This is a genomic window from Legionella rubrilucens (genome assembly GCF_001468125.1).
Lineage (GTDB): Bacteria > Pseudomonadota > Gammaproteobacteria > Legionellales > Legionellaceae > Legionella_C > Legionella_C rubrilucens.
In genome coordinates this window covers 604,888-622,530 of sequence record NZ_LNYT01000007.1, presented here as the reverse complement: position 1 = coordinate 622,530, position 17,643 = coordinate 604,888, and the positions used below count along the sequence as shown (strand labels likewise).

The following is a 17,643-nucleotide window of genomic DNA, read 5'->3' as shown; positions in this document are numbered from 1 at the left end:
GATGATGATTAAAATCAAGCTATTATTGCTGAGCGAGAGACTTTTGACCAGAGGCATCATCAAATCGATTCGGGGATTACTATCGCGTAACTATCTGAGTATACTATACCTCGCCATTCACCATGCCGGATGAACATCATGAGTTTACAAAGCACCATCGAAACCTATTTTGAAGAACGTCAAAGCCTGACACCCGAAACAGCCCCCCAGGAGATTAAAACTGCGGTAAACGAGGTGCTTTCTGCACTGGATTCAGGCGAACTGCGCGTTGCAGAAAGAATCAATCAGGAATGGACGGTCCATCAATGGCTTAAAAAAGCGGTTTTACTGTCCTTCCGTCTCTACCCCAATCAGGTGATTGATGCCGGCTTCTGCCAGTTTTATGATAAAGTCCCTCTGAAATTTGCCGCTTACGGCCGCAGTGATTTTGCCGAGCTGGGTGCGCGGATTGTTCCGCATGCGATGGTCAGAAAAGGCGCTTTTATTGGAAAAAATACCGTCCTGATGCCTTCTTATGTCAATATTGGCGCTTACATTGATGAAGGGGTTATGGTGGACACCTGGGCGACCGTAGGCTCCTGTGCACAAATTGGCAAAAATGTTCATCTCTCCGGCGGAGCCGGCATCGGCGGCGTGCTTGAACCCCTGCAGGCCAACCCCACCATCATCGAAGACAATTGCTTTATCGGCGCCCGCTCGGAAGTCGTCGAGGGCGTGATTGTTGAGCGGGATTCTGTCTTGTCGATGGGTGTGTATTTAGGACAAAGCACCAAAATTTATAACCGCCTGACAAAAACTGTGAGCTACGGCCGCATTCCCGCAGGCTCCGTCGTTGTGCCTGGCAACATGCCGAGCGACGATGGCAGTCACAGCCTCTATTGCGCGGTGATTGTCAAACAGATCGACGAAAAAACGCGTGCCAAGGTCAGTATCAATGATTTGCTGAGAGACATCAAATGACGGCAATCAAAGCCTTGTTGGCGGAGCTCATCTGTTTTCAATCCGTTACCCCCGAGGATGCCGGATGCCAGCCCTGCATGGTCAATTTTTTAAAAGAGCTGGGCTTTGACTGCCAGCAACTGGATAATCCGCCCGTGGCCAATTTTTTTGCCCGTCGTGGCCAGGGAAGCCCTTTGCTGGTGTTTGCCGGTCACACGGACGTCGTACCCATCGGCGATGCCGGTAAATGGTTAAGCAATCCCTTTGAACTGACGGAGGACAACGGCCTGCTTTATGGTCGAGGCACAGCGGACATGAAAGGCAGCCTGGCGGCGATGATGATCGCAGCACAGCGTTTTATCCATAACCACCCTGCTTTTTCCGGCAGCCTGGGTTTCTTAATCACCAGCGGGGAGGAAGGGGATCTGTTTGATAAGGGCACCCCGCACGTGATGGCCGCTTTAAAAGCGCAGGGCATACACATTGATTATTGTGTGGTCGGCGAACCTTCCAGTACGCATCAGGTGGGTGATGTAGTCAAAATAGGCCGCCGCGGTTCCTTGTCTGCCAACGTGGTGATCCACGGCAAACAGGGGCATGTCGCCTACCCTCATCTCGCTGAAAACCCCATTCATACCGTAAGCCCCGCACTGGCTGAACTCACCAACAGACGCTGGGATGAAGGCAATCCGCATTTTCCCCCCACCTCCATGCAAATTACTCACCTTAAGGCCGGAGGCCATGCCGGCAATATTATTCCCGGTGAACTGGAATTGCAGTTAAATTTCCGCTTCTCCACCGAACAAACCCCGGAAAAACTGCAGGACGAGGTGGAAGACTGTTTAAAACGACATGGTTTAAAAGCGGATATTGACTGGCGGGTAAATGGCCTTCCCTTCCTGACCAATCAAGGCAATTTGCTGGAAAGTACGCGGGAAGTAATTCAAACCATCACGGGCAAAGAACCTGAGTTATCCACCAGTGGCGGCACTTCCGATGGGCGGTTTATTGCGCCTTATGGGGTGGAAGTCATTGAACTTGGCCCCGTTAACGCCACCATTCATCAGGTTAATGAATGTGTTTCAGAGCGCGATCTGGACACTTTAAGCCTGATTTATTACGCGCTCTGTGAGAAATTACTCTGCCCATGCTAGGTCTTACGCTTTGACAGAATAAGCCGTCCCGGTAATGGGCGCCTCCATTTCTTCTTCAAGTACTGTCTTGTCATTAACCACCTTGGCAACGCAGGAGTCTGACCAGACATTCAAGGCGGTTTCCAGCATATCAATCAAGCTGTAGAAAGGCAGGATAATTCCCATTAGCGTAATGGGCACATTCATGCTGGCCAAAAGGCTGGTGCTTAAGAAAAAGCACCCCATGGGAACCCCGGCATTGCCAATGGCCGCTACTGTAGCAATCAAGACCCATAAGGCCATCATGGGCAAGGAAATGACCATGCCGTGATTCTGCATCAAGTAAATCACGGTGGCGAAGATAAAGGCAGCACAGCCGTTCATATTCAGGCTGGTGCATAAAGGAAGCACAAAACGGCTAATGGCAGGCTTAACGGCGAGATTTTTCTCCGCCGTTTCCATTGTCACCGGTAAAGTGCCGACCGAAGACTTGGAAAAGAATGCCAGTGACAATGCCGGCAACATGGCCCGCATGGCAGAAAACGGTTTAATCCCGTGCGCTTTCAGCCAGAGCGGTAAGACCACAAATCCCTGGATAAGGTTAGCCAGGACGACGATCATCAGGTACTCACCGATACCCTTGATGGACTTGCCATTCTGCAATTGAATTACCGTGGCGGTAATGAACCCGTACAAACCGATGGGAATGACTGCGATAACCCACTTGGTGATGACCATAAACAAACCATGTGCGCCACGGAAAAACTGGGTAATGGTTTGTCTGGATTCCTGATCAGGAATATAGCGAATCGCCACACCGGTTACGATCCCCAGCAACAAAACACCCATGACCTGATGTTCAATAAATGGGCTGAAAATGGTTGAAGGAATCAGGTTGGCAATATGGCTTAAGTACTGATATTCATTGGCTTTGGGCGCGGCCAAACCCTGGATAGCGCCCACCATACTGGGATGAATCAGGATATAAAGCAGGCAGCTGATGGCCGCAGCGACCAAGGTAGTGCCCAAGGTGTAAGTCATCGCCCGCTGCCAGATGCGGCGCATGGGGCCATCAGCTCGGTAATTGGACAAAGTCACAATGATGGACAGGGCAATGATAGGAAGACTGATGCATTTAAAAATATTGATAAAGACATCGGCTATGAATAAACCAAACTGTTGCAGCGGTTTAATACCAGACCAGCCAGTCAACAGACCCAGGCCAATCATCAGCGCGTACAGAACCGGCGTACTGAACCAGATTTTTTTAGGGGAAGACAATTGGGTGCACATAACAAACTCTCGATAAAATTAATTCAGGCGACAGGGAATAATTGAATTAACAGCAACAACAAGCGAACAGCAGCAGGTTGGGGTTAAGAAATTCCATGTGGGCCAGAACTGTTTTCATGTCAGAGTGGTCTCGTTTTGCACATTGAGCACACCATTTTAACATAGATACCTTGATTGTCAATCCTAAACAGCAAACGATTGTGACAGGGCTGGCATCCATAAAAGAGCAACAGGTCTCAATAACAGCCATTGCCTGCTGAGTCCCGGTATCCCTTCATCCGTGATTATTGTTGCCCGCCTGCGCGGGCACGACAGCGAATGCGTCTTATCCCCTTTCAGGCAGAGACGACTCAGGGACAGCCGATTTCCGAATTGCCCTGGCTTGAGTCGAAGCCCCTTGCCATTGCTTCAGTGTTTTAATTCTTTCACAGGCCTGTTGGATACGGCTTGCTGCAACAAGACCGCTGTGGACTAAGCCCTCGATCACATCAATGACTTCGGTGGCCGAGACCCTGCCCAATTGATTTGCAAAAATGACCATGTCAGCGCCCGCATTGATGGTCAAACGGAGCGAATCGGCCAGGGAATAATGCTGGCTGATGGCATGCATCTGCAAATCATCGCTGATGATCACCCCATCAAAACCGATTGTTTCGCGCAGTAATCCCGTCAAAATGGGTCTTGACAGGGTCGCCGGCACACCCTCTGGATCAAGCTGACGGTTAATGACGTGCGCGGTCATGACCATCACCGGCAACGCGTTGTGGCGCAGCAGCTCAGCATAAGGCTGCAATTCATCCTTAATGAAGGTTTCAGTGACGTCCACAAAGCCTTCATGGGTATCCCCCAGTGCACTGCCGTGCCCTGGAAAATGCTTGTAACAGCAGGTAATGCCCTGCTTGGCCAGGACGGCGACAAATTGTCTGGCTATGGCGGCAACCTGGGTCGCATCCGTACCATAGCTGCGGGCCAATTTTCCGATGATGCCTTGCCGTTCATTTAAATTTAAATCCAGCAGGGGTGCAAAATTGAGGTTAAAGCCTAAGGATGTCAGCGTATCGGCCATTTTTTGCGCTTCGTTCTGCTGCTGCTCTGGCGATAAACTGGCATACTGTTTCGGTGACAGGCTTGTCGGGATACCGGCTAAGTGCCTTAACCTATCAACTGCGCCGCCCTCGTAGTCGACTGCGACAAACAGAGGAAATTCGCTGCCGGCTTCAGAACTCAAAGCGCAGTCATGCAATTGTTGAATCAATGCCTTGACTTGAGACGCGTCGCGGATATTCTTGCCCGGGCATTGCGCCGCGAGATCATAGTCAAATAACAAAACCCCGCCCAAGCCCTCTTTTTCAAGCCAGTTCTTCACTGGATTCTGGTCATTGATTTCTGTGCCGTCGAAACCCATGATCAGCATTTGCGCAATTTGCTGCCGTAAAGTCAACAAGGGTACTCTCCCATTCTGCAATCATGCCAGCATGATACACAATGGCCTGCAATCCGCCAATGAAAAGCGCTCCCCTCTCATTGCGGCGGGACAGGTGGGATGGTACTGAAATCGCAAACGCATTTGCCCGTGGCATCGGGAGGGTATGGGGTTTCCGAAAAATCACTGGTGAAACAAACGGGGATATTCCAGGCCGTCGTCCCCGGCTCAATGCTGCCAGGCATCGACCAGAAACGCTGCGCACGATAAACCTTGTGGGCATCCTTTTCCCAGATTACTGGAGTAAAGCTGGCCCGGTACATGAATTTTTGTGCCGGCTGGCAATTGAACGACTCCCTGGCCCAGGTTTGTCCTTTGGGGATATTGACCGTCGTGATTTCCTCATTGGTAATGCCATCGGTCACCACTACCTTGACATTGTAATTAGTCCAGCAATTGTCTTTCGCCAATGTAATAAAACAAGGAAAAGCGAAGGCATTCACACAGAACAACATACCGGATACTGTACTGATGCATCGAATAGCCATAATCTGCCCGTTTAAAGACCTTTACCTATAAGTAACTATAGACATTATGAAAAGAAGCGGGGGCCAGTGGGTTCTGGATCGGGTTTCTGCTCTTCGTCAAATACTGGCTCAACAGGCACGGGGTTTACGATTGAATTAATCAGTGTGCAGATGATTCCCTGGTTGGCGCTGTCGTGCACCATGATATGGGCTTGTTTTTGTGAAGGATTAATGATGGTGTCGTTTATTGGTTTAATCGATTTTTCATACACTTGATTGATCTGTAAAATCTCAGCCAAGAGTGTTTCCGTTGAATCCACTGCCTCATTATTAACCGCGCCCTTTGTCTCCTTCGGGTGGCCCAAATTTTTTTCATGTAATTTTTCCAGCAGGTAATGCTGGTAGCACTGATCTGAATCGGTTTTCAGGAAAAGTTTCAGATCGATAATGCCAGTCTTTGATTTTTCCGTTGCCTGCACTGCTGAGGGAGCAGATTCTGCCTCTTCCTTTGACTTCGATTTTAACGCGGAGTCAAATGCTTTTTCCAGTGCATCCTGCACCAGAAAAAAATGCCCCACCAACAGACAAACGCCCTGTTTCTGTTTTATTTTCGCAATTAAATCAGTAACAACATAATCACCTTTTTCATTCCGTATCCATTCTTCCCTGACGATTTCTACCTTACGGAATTGGATTGTTTCGGAAATCTGCTTTGCCAGTTGCTTAAGATTGGCTCCAATTGGACCACAAAGTGCAATAACGTACATATTATCATCTCATTTATTTTTCCTGCATCATAATAACCGCTCATATAAAAGTCAAAGTGTATCTATAATGATATTTCATGGCTTTGTCGCATCAGGCATTGATTTTTTAAGCCATTGCGTATATTCTCACCCACTCTTGGAGAGATGGCCGAGCGGTCGAAGGCGCACGCCTGGAAAGTGTGTATACGGAAACGTATCGAGGGTTCGAATCCCTCTCTCTCCGCCAAATTCCCCCCTGCATTTGTTAAGTTCACGTAAATTCCTGTAAAAGTCAGCCCCTAACCCCTTGTTGCTGTTTTTTATCTATACAGAATCAGTTAAAATTGACGCGTTGTTAATCACTTTGAGAAGTAACATGCCAGCTCAAATTCAAATGATCAATTCCATTAACCGTCTTTTAAGCCGTAATGACACCGCCATTCAATTAAATCCTGAAGGTGTCTGCGGCGGGCTGGTCTGCTTACGGATTCGTTATCGTCTTGAGGGTCGGGAAGACGAATTTTTCGACCTGTGCCGTCAACTGGCAAACCCGCCCAAGGACTATGTTTATGGCAATGGCAACAAGCTGGATCTTTTTATCCGCGACATCGAAATTGAATTTAACCGCAACAAGTACACCCAGGCCAAATCGCTGCAGGGGGACATGGAAAAAGCGGTTCTCATCCACGGCAAACCCATCAGGAAAGAATTTGCCATTGGTTTAGTCGAAAGCAAGACTCAATGGGCAGCCATACTTGACCAACTGCGCCATGATGGACGCTCCTGCTATGTAGCCTCTCATAATCATGCCATTGAAGTGACGTTTAAAAATGGCGGCTATGAAATTTATGATCCCAATTACGATGAAGACAATCCGAATCAAGCGGTTTCAGGTGAACAGACAAAAAACATCCGCACATTTACCAAAGCCAGTGAGGTTATCGAGGAATTATCCCGCCAATTTGGCTACCCGGATGATCACGTGGGATTGAGCATTCACATTTACGCCAATCCGCATGATCCAAGCCCTGCCGTCTACCCTGACAAAAAAGCCCTGTTAAGCCCATTTACTCAAACCGAGTTTGATCGCCAGATAGGCATCACCGACAAAGAATGGGTTTACAACAGCCTGTATTTTGCAGCCTATGTTAATGACACGGACACCATCCAGGCCTACCTTGATCATAATCGGGTAACGCCCTACCAGGCTGCCTACATCATGCACACCGATCGCTGGAATAAGGAACTGCTCAAACTCTACAGACTAAAAAACAGAGACGACAAGCTCCATCTGCTGACTTATGCACTCTGGCAGGGCAATCCGGAATTGTTTGCACAACTGCTTGAGGCCTATGAGAGCGAATACGCTTCTGACAGCCAGAAACAGTCTTTTAAGGCTTACATCAGCAAGGACTTCCATTTTCTCATCAAAGCAGCAGAGTGCCGTAATGCAGCCTGCCTTCGTGCCGTGTTTGAACTCTATAAAAAACACGCCATTGATTACACTGTGCTCTCACCCACCCAGCTGACGGATATTCTTCATAAGATCAGCAAGCGAGGGGATGTTGATTGCCTGAAAACACTGAGGGCTTATCTACCCGACCTCCCCTTCCACTATTTAAGTGAGGCATTACGGGTTGCTGCAGAGCATGATCGCCAGTCTGTCGTACAGTTCTGGCTCAATGAAATAAAGGAATTAAGCCGTAAGGACAAGTCATCGGTCAGTGCCAAAACCAGAAATTTGAGCCTTAAATCGGTACAGAAACTGTCTTTGCCTACCTTTATACAGCTTCTGGAAGTGGGCCTTAAAGTCGATGCCAGCATGATTCCGCAACTTCTGAAGCGTAAAGATCGTCGTTTCTTTGAAGCCTGGATGGACAGTACATCCGGCACCGATCGCTACCGCGAACTCATTAGCCATCCCAGCCCTGATTTAAGCCAGGGCCTGGATTTGCACACTTTTTTGGTGTTATGCCGCTATGGCCGCAATGAACTCATTGAGAAGCACTGGACAGAGGAGGCCGATTCCTTTGGAATTGATGCGTTGGCCTTTGCGTGCGAGACAGGCAATAAAGCGATGGCAACCTTTCTGGCGAAGAGGGGTTTTCGTCTCGACAAATCGTACACGGCAAAAGCCCTAAAAGCCGCGATGGCTGGTTTTGAATTCGAAAAGGTTCAAGCAATTTTAGCCGTGCCTGTCGACGCGTCTGAATTCTTCACGAAAGAAAACAAAGCGTTAATTCACCAATTGATTAGCGCCGGGGAAATCGGTTTCATCTTCCGTGCCTGGAAAAAATTAAGCGCAGACCAGAAACAGGACTACCTGCTTCATGCCGTGAGCATAGGCAGCCGTGAGTTTTGTGAAAAGCTTGCCGCCCGCTACCCGCGTTACTCCTCAGCCTACATTAAAATCCTGCTTGACGCCTATAATAGCAATAATCAGTATACTGAGGTGCTTGATGCAGCCATTCATTTGGCCGATTCGCTGCAGGCTTCTCACTTTGCTGAATGCATTCACCAATTAACCGAAGTATACGATCACCTACTCTTCAGTCACGAGAAAACAGATAATGCCGCAGACGAAAAAGCGTTTCTCAGGACAGCCCGCCAATCCATCAGCGGCCTGATTGCTCTTTTAATGCGTGCCATTGAACACCACCAGTTTGCCTTTGCACTGAAACTCATGTCGTTTGTTCACTTAAACAACGAAGAACAGGAACAACTTTTAGTCAAAGCCTATGCTCGGAAAGAAACGGCCATTTTTGAATTCATGCTCGAAAACTACCGTGGTTTTCGCGCCAATCCAGCGAACTATTTCAATCTGGAAGCTCAAAAAGAATACGGTCTGCTGGCGAAATTACTTGAAGGCGATCAGGTTCTCGACAACGCGGTATACATGGCGCTGCTTAAACGGGCTGTCGCCAGAGAGGATGAACGGGTCATTGCCCTGTTAAGCCGGCATATCAACACGGCTTTTCGCGCCCAGGGTTCGCCCCTGTATGACGCCATTCAACAGGGTCACGTGAACGGTGTCCTTTTGTTATTGAAATACGGCGCAAAAGTCCATGAGCACCCGATTCCTGACACGCTGTTTACTCTGGCAATCCAGCAGCCAACGGCCGATTTGTTGCACGCTCTGCTGCAAAACAGGGATTTCCTCAATCATTTTCACCGGGAACTGGGAGAAAACCTCAACCGCCTGTTCCATCATGCCACCCCCGCCGTTCTGCTTTATGCGGCAGATAAGGTGGATATGGCTGCAAACTACCAGGAATTTCTTCATCATGCGCTGACCCATGATGATGTACCCTTGCTGCAGCGTTTAAAGCAGACGGAACAATTTAAGACTGCGGATTTACACAAGCTGTTTGATCTCGCCTGTGAACACCAGGCCAGTGCGGTGGTCAATGAATTACTGGCAAGCCCGATGTCCTTTGATGACAGAAAAGCCCTGCATGGAAAACTGGACAAACTGTTTGGTGTTGCCAACCCCGATACCGAAATCGATGCCCAAACCATTTATGAACGGGTTTATCCCAAAGCCCTCTACCGCCTGTATGAGCTGGTCAAAACGGAGCGTTATCGCCCCTTTGCTGCGCTGCATTCGTCCATTTATGCCCTGATTGGCGATGAAGGCCTGTTTAAGGCCTCTCAAGTCCGAAACGAGCATCGTCATGGGCTTTTACGCAGCCGCCTGATCAGCAATGCCCTGGATAAGGGTGATCAGGTTATCCTTCATCAATTGCTTCAGCAGATTGAGAAAAAACCGCCAGTCAATCAGGAAATCATTGATATTTTTGCTGCCAACCTGCAAAAACCCCTGGTTATCAGCGTACTGTTAGAACACTTTCCGCTGGACAAGGTCATTGCGGAAGCAATAACCCATAAAAAAGGCTTAGTCATTGTCACGCTGTTAAACGGCAAGCCCGCCAGCGCCCTGTCGAGTGAGACACTGCAACGCCTTGAAAAACACAGTGATTTACTCCTCCCAGCGCTGTTTGAAAAAGCCAGACAGGAACTGGCTGACGATCCGCGCGCCCAACTCAACGCCTTGCTGATTCCCAATTCGCCGCTGGCTCTGGCGCAGGTGCTCGCCAACCAGGCTTTGGCAATAAAAGAAATCATTACCCACATCCAGGATTTAATGATTAGGAAAAAACAGAACCTGAACATGCGTTTTTATGATTTTGAACTGGAAAAGAAAATCATGGATGACCTCGCCGCGATGGAAGAAATTCAACCCCTGATTGATGAATGGGTAAGCAAACTCCCAGTCTATGCCACTCAGAAAGAGGCCGACGACAACTTAAATCAGGATGCGCTCAATCTCTTAAATCAACCCGAAGCGCGAGACGCTGTCCGCCAAATCAGAGCCTACCTGAAAAAGCATGATTTGACGCCTCACGGGTTTGACGAAAAAAAACAACTGCATTCCTTATTTGATATGCTGGAAAAAAGAGAGGCCGAGGAACATCAACAGCCATTGCTGTTGATCGAACCGCCAGAAGAACAGGCAGAGACGCCCGATCAGGAGGAACTTAAGATTCAGGAAAAAAGTCTTCCTGCCCTCAACCTAACGATCGATAATAAGCCCTTATTAGCTGCCCTGATGAACGAGTTGGAGAGTTACAAACAGGAAAGGAGTCAATACGGTCAAACCCGACACGCCATTTCCTGGTTCCAGTACACCAAAGACGACAAGGAATCGGCCATTCGCCAGTTGGCTGAGGCCCTTAAATCCCCGCATAAAGGCATTAACCTGCACGATGAAGGCGTGCTTCTTAATGGCCGTTTGCATGACCGCCTCGATGCGTTCATGGCCCAACACGGCAACGCTTTAGCGAAGGAGCTTCATTGCGACAAGCCCCTTAGCACACTTGAGGATCTAATTGACTACCTCAATACCCGGGATCCGGTATCAAGCCTGATTAGCATTCTTGAGCAATACCATGAGGCACGGGATGCAAAGCCTGAGCGCTATCATTGGTCTATTTTTAGCCAATTCACAGGCACGGAGAAAAAAGCAGCAGCAAAACACCTGATTGAACGGCTTAAGGGCAATGATGTCGTTCTTAGTGAAAACGATATGGCTGCGCTGCAGCAGGGTTCACTTGGAGAGGAAATAGAAACATTCATTGAACTCTATGGCAAAGCATTGAAACAGCAGTTCAATCGAGCCGTTTTTTCTCTCTATGATTTGGTTGAATGCTGTCGTACTAATCAAGCGATGCTTAATCATTAAACCCGGAATGGACTCGTGTAGTCCAATCCGGAAACGTAATGGTAGGCCGCTTGCATCATGGTCGAGAAACAGGTTAAAATTGTGCTTTTGCATTACTAATACAACAGGTAGAACCTGAAATGAACAACATTACTCAATAAATTGCACACGGCCAGAGGGTTTCTCTCTGCGGTAGTCTTCTTTTGAGTTATTGTTATGTTTAGACCTGTTGAATTGCAAGCGATCAGCCTCTCGTTACCTCATAAACCCTGTTTCAGCCAGTTTACTGCCCGGATTATGCCTGGCGCGCGGATCGCCATCATCGGCAAAAACGGCAGCGGCAAATCCAGCCTGTTAAACCTGCTCGCGGGAAAACGGAGTCCGGATGAAGGGTTGATTATCCATCCTCCAGGACTTGTGATTGGCCACGTGCCGCAAATACCCCGCGGAGATCATTATGAGACATTAAGCGGTGCTCAACGCTTCCATGCCGCCTTGAATGAAGCGTTAACACATCAGCCCTCCCTTCTGTTGCTTGATGAACCGACCAATCATCTCGATGCCGGCAATCGGCAAAGCCTGCTCAAATTCCTTGAGCGATTTCCTGGGGCGGTGGTTATCGCCTCTCATGATCGGCAGTTATTGCGTCAAAGCGTCCATACGCTCTGGCATATTCAGGACAATCAACAAATTACGGTGCATGAAGGATCTTATGACGATTATTGCCAGTCGCTGCTGCAACGCCAGCAGAAAATAAATCAGGCGCTTTCCATCTTGTCACGGGAAAAAAAAGCGCTACATCAGCAGTTGATGAAAGAGCAGGAACGGGCAAAGAAAAAGCGTATTCATGGTGAAAAAAAATACGATGGCGACAAACTGGCCCTGCGAAGCGCTCAGGGACGAGGGCAGCGCACAGCCAATAAAAACAGTAAACACCTCCATGACGAAAAACAGCAATGGCTTGAAGAAAAAGAGCGATTGCGGCAAGCCGAAATCATCCGGCCTGATTTTTCCCTGACTCACAAAACGCAGGGCAATCAATTGCTGGTCAGCATCCAGAATGGAATCATTGGGTATGACAAACCCCTTTTCCACAACATTCATTTTTCATTAAACGGTCATCAGCGTCTTGCCATCAGCGGCCCTAATGGCGTCGGCAAATCGACACTGGTAAAGGCCCTGTTGTCAGACACGGTACCGCGTCTGGGAGGGCAATGGCATCTGCCGGCAAACGAGGCGATTGGTTACCTTGATCAGCATTACAGCACGCTTAATCCCAGGCTCAGTGTGTATGAAACCATTGAATCGTTGCCGCTTCGCTGGCAGAGTCAGGCCATCCGCCGGCATTTAAACGCTTTTCTTTTTCGTAAAAACGAGGAAGTTCATGCGCCCGTGGCCACACTGTCCGGTGGTGAAAAAGCCCGGTTGGCGCTGGCTGTCATTGCTGCCTTGCCGCAGCAACTCCTTATTCTTGATGAAATCACCAATAACCTCGATTTGGATACCCAAAACCATGTCATTGCCGTTTTGCGCGAATTTCCCGGCGCCCTGATTGTCATTTCTCACGATTCGGCTTTTCTTCAAGCCATCGGGGTCGAGCGTTTTTATACTCTCGGTGTTGATTAACAAGCAAAAAAAGGTAACCCTTTATGGTAAAAGGCGAATGAAGGCAAGGATTAAAAAATTTCTCTTGCGTTCATGAAGATTTTCTTATAAAAATCTCTTTCCCGTCCCTTTTCTCCGTAAAAAAATATGGACAGATTATAAAATTATTGTACAATTCTGCCTCCTATTAACTTTTTTTGAGAGACCAAACAGTTAGTGATTAATTACAACCATAACACCAGCTCGCCAATTGATGATGGCGGCTACAAGCGCGGGTTAAAAGACCGTCATGTCCAACTGATTGCATTAGGCGGTATTATCGGATCAGGTTATTTTCTTGGTACTGGTGAAGTCATTAACCAGGTCGGCCCCGCTGTATTCATTGCTTATGTGTTAGGCGGATTAATCATTTATCTGACCATGTTGTGTATGGGTGAGCTAGCCGTGGCCATCCCCATTTCGGGATCATTCATCAACTACACGGCCGAATTCATTTCCCCGTCGATTGCCTGCGGCGTCGGCTGGTCCTACTGGATTAGCTGGGTGGCCTACATTCCCGCCGAATGCATAGCCGGAGGTATTATCATGCAGCATTTTACCGGCATTAACGGTTACGTCTGGGCCGTGTGTTTCGGCCTTCTCATCACCTACATCAATATCGCCAAAGTGGGCACCTTCGGTGAGATCGAGTTCTGGCTTGCCATTATTAAAATCACCGCGTTAATGGGGTTTGTGGGGCTGTCCATCCTGATTTTCTTTGGTTTTATTCATGGTCCGCAACCGGCTGGGGTGATTGGCGGGCGATTCATTTTTGATCAGGGCGGCCTGTTCCCTAATGGCTACCTGGTCTTGCTGACGGCCATGGTGTTGCTGCTGGTTAATTATCAAGGCTCGGAAATCATCGGCCTTGCAGCGGGCGAATCCATCGACCCGGCCCGCATGATTCCGCGTGCCGTGCGTAATGTCACCTTCAGGATTTTATTCATTTACATCATTCCTGTGTTCTGCCTGGTTTTAATCTTCCCCTGGCAAAAAGCGGGACTTGCCAATTCCGTCTTTGCCGATGCGCTGAATTTTTATGGTCTGCATTGGGCCGGCGCCGCCACCAGTTTTGTGACATTGACGGCGACCCTGTCCTGCTCCAATTCCGGCGTTTACGGAATTGTACGCTCCTTAAATGCGCTGGCACGCAATGGCATGGCCCCCCATGTCTTGAGCAAGCTCAACCGCAATGCCGTCCCCCAGAATGCGGGGATTGTTACGCTGATTGCCATCTGGCTGCTGTTGGCTGCCGGTTATTTCTTCGGCCAGTCCATGCTCTACATTGCCTTGCTGCTGGTTTCCGGTTTCACTGGCGCCACCGCCTGGATTTCATTATGCTGGGCGCAGATCAATTTCCGCAAACGCCTGTATGCTGCGGGGTATACCACGGATGATTTGCGCTATAAAACTCCCGGCTCGCCCTATACTGGTCTTGTGGCCATTTTTCTGATGGTGATTTGTTTAATCCTGTTGTTATTAAACAAAGACGTGTCTTATAAAATTGCCTTCGGCATGGGCCTTTTCAGCTTTGTAGGTCCTATTCTGGTTTACACCTTAGGCGGTTTTCATAAAAAACGCGTCCAGGCCATGGAGCGCAACAAACACGTCCAGTTTAAGGACATCTTCCCTGATCGGAAGAAGGCTTCGGATTAATCAATTCCCTTGTCATCCCCCGCGAAGGCAGGGGATTCATTCGAACGTCAGGCAAGCCTCTTATTCCACACGGTAAACCTGACCGGTTTGCAATCCTTCCACGCTCTTACTGTAAGCCAGAGCGGCGCGGGCGGCGGTGACCGGCGCATAGCCTCGGAAATAAGGCGCATAATTGTCCATGGCTTCTTCAATCACCGTCGGACTAACGGCGTTGATGCGAAGGCCGCGGGGCATTTCAATGGCTGCCGCGATGACAAAGGAATCAATGGCTCCATTGACCATGGAAGCTGAAGTGCCGTAACGAATCGGATCATAGCTTAGAATGCCGCTGGTTAAGGTAAACGAACCGCCCTCATTCAAATGCTTTCGACCTTCAAGCACCACATTGACCTGTCCCATTAATTTATTTTTAAGACCAATCTGGTAAGCAGCATCATCCATGGCCATGAAATCATCAAACTGAACCTTACCGGTTGCCAAAACAACCGCATCGATGTGTTTAATCTGCTTAAAGAGATTGGCAATGGATTGATTATCGGTAATATCAACCTGAATATCGCCGCCACTGTAATTGGCTTTAATCACCTCATGCCTTGTTTCCAGTGCTTGCACGATGGCTGTGCCAATGGTACCGGATGCGCCAATAATTACGATTTTCATGATAATTTCATACGTTATAGGGATAGACTTTCATCACATCAGATTAGCAACAGGAGGTCAAGACCGCTTAATGGAGTTTTTGCCCATCAGGGACCGGTTTGTCGACTGTCGCCAGGCAAATCGCTCCCTGGACATCCGAAAATCCGACCAGTAAAAACTGTGAAGTAAAGCCGGCAATGTTTTTTTCGCCCAGGTTGACACACCCAATGACTGTGCGTCCCATCAGCGTCTCAGGCGTGTAGTGAACAGTCACCTGTGCCGAGGTTTGCAATACCCCTAATTGCGGCCCGAAATCAACCCAGACTTTGTAGGCGGGTTTTTGGGCTCGTGGGAAAGGTTCCACTCTAATGACAGTACCGGAACGTAAATCGACTTTGGCAAATTCGTCGTAACTGATGGTCATGTTAATTCCTGCAACCGGATTCATGGGTCAGTTCAAAGCGTGCAGTGAACTCGGGTACCAGACTTTTAAGCAACACATGCAATTCATCATGATTATGAGTCTGGCAGGCCTCATTCATCAGACGCAGGGTCTGCAGCAATTCCCGCCAGTCAATTTTACGGAAGCGTGCCTTGAATAATTTTTCATGCTCCGTATTGGCTAATTGTTCCGATTCATGGAAAAGCTCTTCAAACAGTTTCTCACCAGGTCTTAATCCGGTGTATTTAATGGCAATGTCTTTACCGGGTTCTTTGCCGGCCAGACGAATCATCTGTTCTGCCAGGTAACTGATTTTAATCGGCTCCCCCATGTCAAGAACAAAAATTTCGCCCCCATGACCGTTCACCATGGCTTGCAAAATCAACTGGCAGGCTTCGGGAATGGTCATAAAATAACGCTGAATGTCAGGATGGGTCACGGTCAAAGGGCCGCCCGCATCCAGTTGCTTCTGAAACAACGGCACCACGCTCCCGGCCGATCCCAGCACATTGCCAAAGCGGACCGTGATGAATTGGGTTTTCACCCGTTCATTTAAATTCTGGCAATAGATTTCCGCCACCCGCTTGGTCGTACCCATCACGTTGGTGGGATTCACGGCTTTATCGCTTGAAATTAATACGAATTTTTCGGCCCCTGCTTCGGCACTCGCCAGGGCAACAACCTGGGTACCCAGAATATTATTCTGTACCGCAACCCGAACCTGATCTTCAAGCAGGGGTACGTGTTTATAGGCTGCAGCATGAAACACCAAGTCCGGTTTAAACTGATGAAAAATGGCATCAATGGCGGAAGCATCGGTAATGGACGTCAATCGCAACAGCAGCGGTATCTCCGGAAACGCTTCCCTTAATTCATAATCCGCTTTATATAAATTGAATTCAGAGTTATCGATGATTAATAATTGCGCGGGATGATGAGCCATCACCTGACGGCATAATTCTTCGCCAATGGATCCTCCCCCGCCGGTGACAATGACTTTTTTACCGCGAATGGCGCCGGCTATTCTATCCCACTCCAGTTGCACCTGGTCACGGCCGAGCAAATCCTCGATACTGACCTCACGCAAGGCTTTCACCTCAATCTGGTCATTCACCAGGGCCGAAATGCCGGGCAGGGTCCGAAAAGGCACACGGCTACGGCTGCAATAGTCGACAATACGGCGCATGGCCGCCGAACGGGCAGAGGGAATGGCGATAAAAAGCAAATCGATCTGATGATTCACCACCAGTTGCGGCAACTCACGGACAGCGCCCAAAACCCGCACACCATGGATTTCCATACCTCGTTTGCCGGGATTGTCATCCACCAGCCCCACGGGGAAGTAGGCATTCATTTTTTTCAAATCACGCAGCAAACCCTCGCCAGCATGACCTGCGCCGATCACCAGCACCCGTTTCGTTTCCAGTAACAAGTCCTCACGCCCCTTGCGGTCGCGGTACATGCGCATGACCAATCGACCGCCGCAAAGCAATGTCATCAGTCCTAAGGCATACATGGGTAAAATGGAGCGCGGCACATGCTTAAGCAGAGACGTTAAATAAAACACCGGAATGACCAGACCAATCGCGAGCAGCGTTGCCTTAATAATACGAATCACATCATTGATCGACGTAAAACGCCAAAGCCCCCGGTAGACTTTGCAGTAGTAATAACAGCCCACCTGAATGGTCATGAGCAGTAACAGCGCGGCAACAGAGTAGATGGAGGTCAAATGGTGAGGAAACGGCTGCAGGTTGTAGCGCAGCCAATAAGCAAAATACCAGGCGGCAGGAATAGCGGCGATATCAAAAATCAGCGAAGGTAATTTTTTATATAATTTAGACAATAATCCACCAAGAATTGACATGGTTGACACATCCTTTGATTTAATCCTGATTCCACAGGTGCCAGCAAAGAGAACTTAAAGAGGTAATACTAAAGTCTTTGTCTTAAAATGCAATGGCGAAGAGGAAGTTTTCT

The 17,643-nt window shown here is 48.6% G+C and carries 12 protein-coding genes and 1 tRNA gene; 6 read left to right on the top strand and 7 right to left on the bottom strand.

Annotation, left to right across the window (positions count from 1 at the left end):
- Positions 1 to 129 precede the first annotated feature (129 nt).
- Together dapD and dapE are read left to right on the top strand one after the other, a co-directional pair.
- Positions 130 to 960, top strand: coding sequence for a 2,3,4,5-tetrahydropyridine-2,6-dicarboxylate N-succinyltransferase (gene dapD / locus Lrub_RS06360; RefSeq protein ID WP_420324345.1), 831 nt, complete (start codon positions 130 to 132; stop codon positions 958 to 960).
- Positions 957 to 2,093 (top strand): succinyl-diaminopimelate desuccinylase, encoded by a 1,137-nt coding sequence (gene dapE / locus Lrub_RS06355; protein WP_058531329.1) that lies wholly within the window; start codon positions 957 to 959, stop codon positions 2,091 to 2,093. The genes dapD and dapE overlap by 4 nt, the downstream gene beginning before the upstream one ends.
- Positions 2,094 to 2,096: 3 nt before the next feature.
- On the opposite strand, the gene Lrub_RS06350 is transcribed toward dapE, so the two are convergent.
- From Lrub_RS06350 to Lrub_RS06335, 4 genes are all read right to left on the bottom strand, one after another.
- Positions 2,097 to 3,365, bottom strand: a complete 1,269-nt coding sequence (locus Lrub_RS06350) for a dicarboxylate/amino acid:cation symporter (RefSeq protein ID WP_058531328.1) — start codon at positions 3,363 to 3,365, stop codon at positions 2,097 to 2,099.
- Between the two features lie 325 nt (positions 3,366 to 3,690).
- Complete coding sequence (locus Lrub_RS06345; protein WP_058531327.1) at positions 3,691 to 4,809, bottom strand: glycoside hydrolase family 3 protein; 1,119 nt, start codon at positions 4,807 to 4,809, stop codon at positions 3,691 to 3,693.
- A gap of 77 nt (positions 4,810 to 4,886) precedes the next feature.
- The gene (locus Lrub_RS06340; RefSeq protein ID WP_065235721.1) at positions 4,887 to 5,336 is read right to left on the bottom strand and encodes a hypothetical protein; all 450 of its coding nucleotides are present in this window, start codon (positions 5,334 to 5,336) and stop codon (positions 4,887 to 4,889) included.
- Between the two features lie 44 nt (positions 5,337 to 5,380).
- The gene (locus tag Lrub_RS06335) at positions 5,381 to 6,082 is read right to left on the bottom strand and encodes a hypothetical protein (RefSeq protein ID WP_058531325.1); all 702 of its coding nucleotides are present in this window, start codon (positions 6,080 to 6,082) and stop codon (positions 5,381 to 5,383) included.
- A gap of 138 nt (positions 6,083 to 6,220) precedes the next feature.
- Between Lrub_RS06335 and Lrub_RS06330 the strand changes: the two genes are divergently transcribed.
- The 4 genes from Lrub_RS06330 (at position 6,221) to Lrub_RS06315 (ending at position 14,582) form a co-directional block, all read left to right on the top strand.
- Positions 6,221 to 6,308: transfer RNA gene (locus Lrub_RS06330), tRNA-Ser, on the top strand.
- Positions 6,309 to 6,437: 129 nt separating this feature from the next.
- Positions 6,438 to 11,303 (top strand): hypothetical protein, encoded by a 4,866-nt coding sequence (locus tag Lrub_RS06325; protein ID WP_058531324.1) that lies wholly within the window; start codon positions 6,438 to 6,440, stop codon positions 11,301 to 11,303.
- A gap of 195 nt (positions 11,304 to 11,498) precedes the next feature.
- The gene (locus Lrub_RS06320) at positions 11,499 to 12,908 is read left to right on the top strand and encodes an ABC-F family ATP-binding cassette domain-containing protein (protein ID WP_058531323.1); all 1,410 of its coding nucleotides are present in this window, start codon (positions 11,499 to 11,501) and stop codon (positions 12,906 to 12,908) included.
- Between the two features lie 195 nt (positions 12,909 to 13,103).
- Positions 13,104 to 14,582 (top strand): amino acid permease, encoded by a 1,479-nt coding sequence (locus tag Lrub_RS06315; protein ID WP_058531322.1) that lies wholly within the window; start codon positions 13,104 to 13,106, stop codon positions 14,580 to 14,582.
- 60 nt (positions 14,583 to 14,642) lie between these two features.
- On the opposite strand, the gene Lrub_RS06310 is transcribed toward Lrub_RS06315, so the two are convergent.
- From Lrub_RS06310 to Lrub_RS06300, 3 genes are all read right to left on the bottom strand, one after another.
- Positions 14,643 to 15,242 (bottom strand): short chain dehydrogenase, encoded by a 600-nt coding sequence (locus Lrub_RS06310; protein WP_058531321.1) that lies wholly within the window; start codon positions 15,240 to 15,242, stop codon positions 14,643 to 14,645.
- Positions 15,243 to 15,309: 67 nt separating this feature from the next.
- Entirely contained in the window at positions 15,310 to 15,645 is a 336-nt protein-coding gene (locus Lrub_RS06305) for a tRNA-binding protein (RefSeq protein WP_058531320.1), read from the bottom strand.
- Between the two features lies 1 nt (position 15,646).
- Positions 15,647 to 17,530, bottom strand: coding sequence for a polysaccharide biosynthesis protein (locus tag Lrub_RS06300; protein ID WP_058531319.1), 1,884 nt, complete (start codon positions 17,528 to 17,530; stop codon positions 15,647 to 15,649).
- Between the last annotated feature and the right edge of the window lie 113 nt (positions 17,531 to 17,643).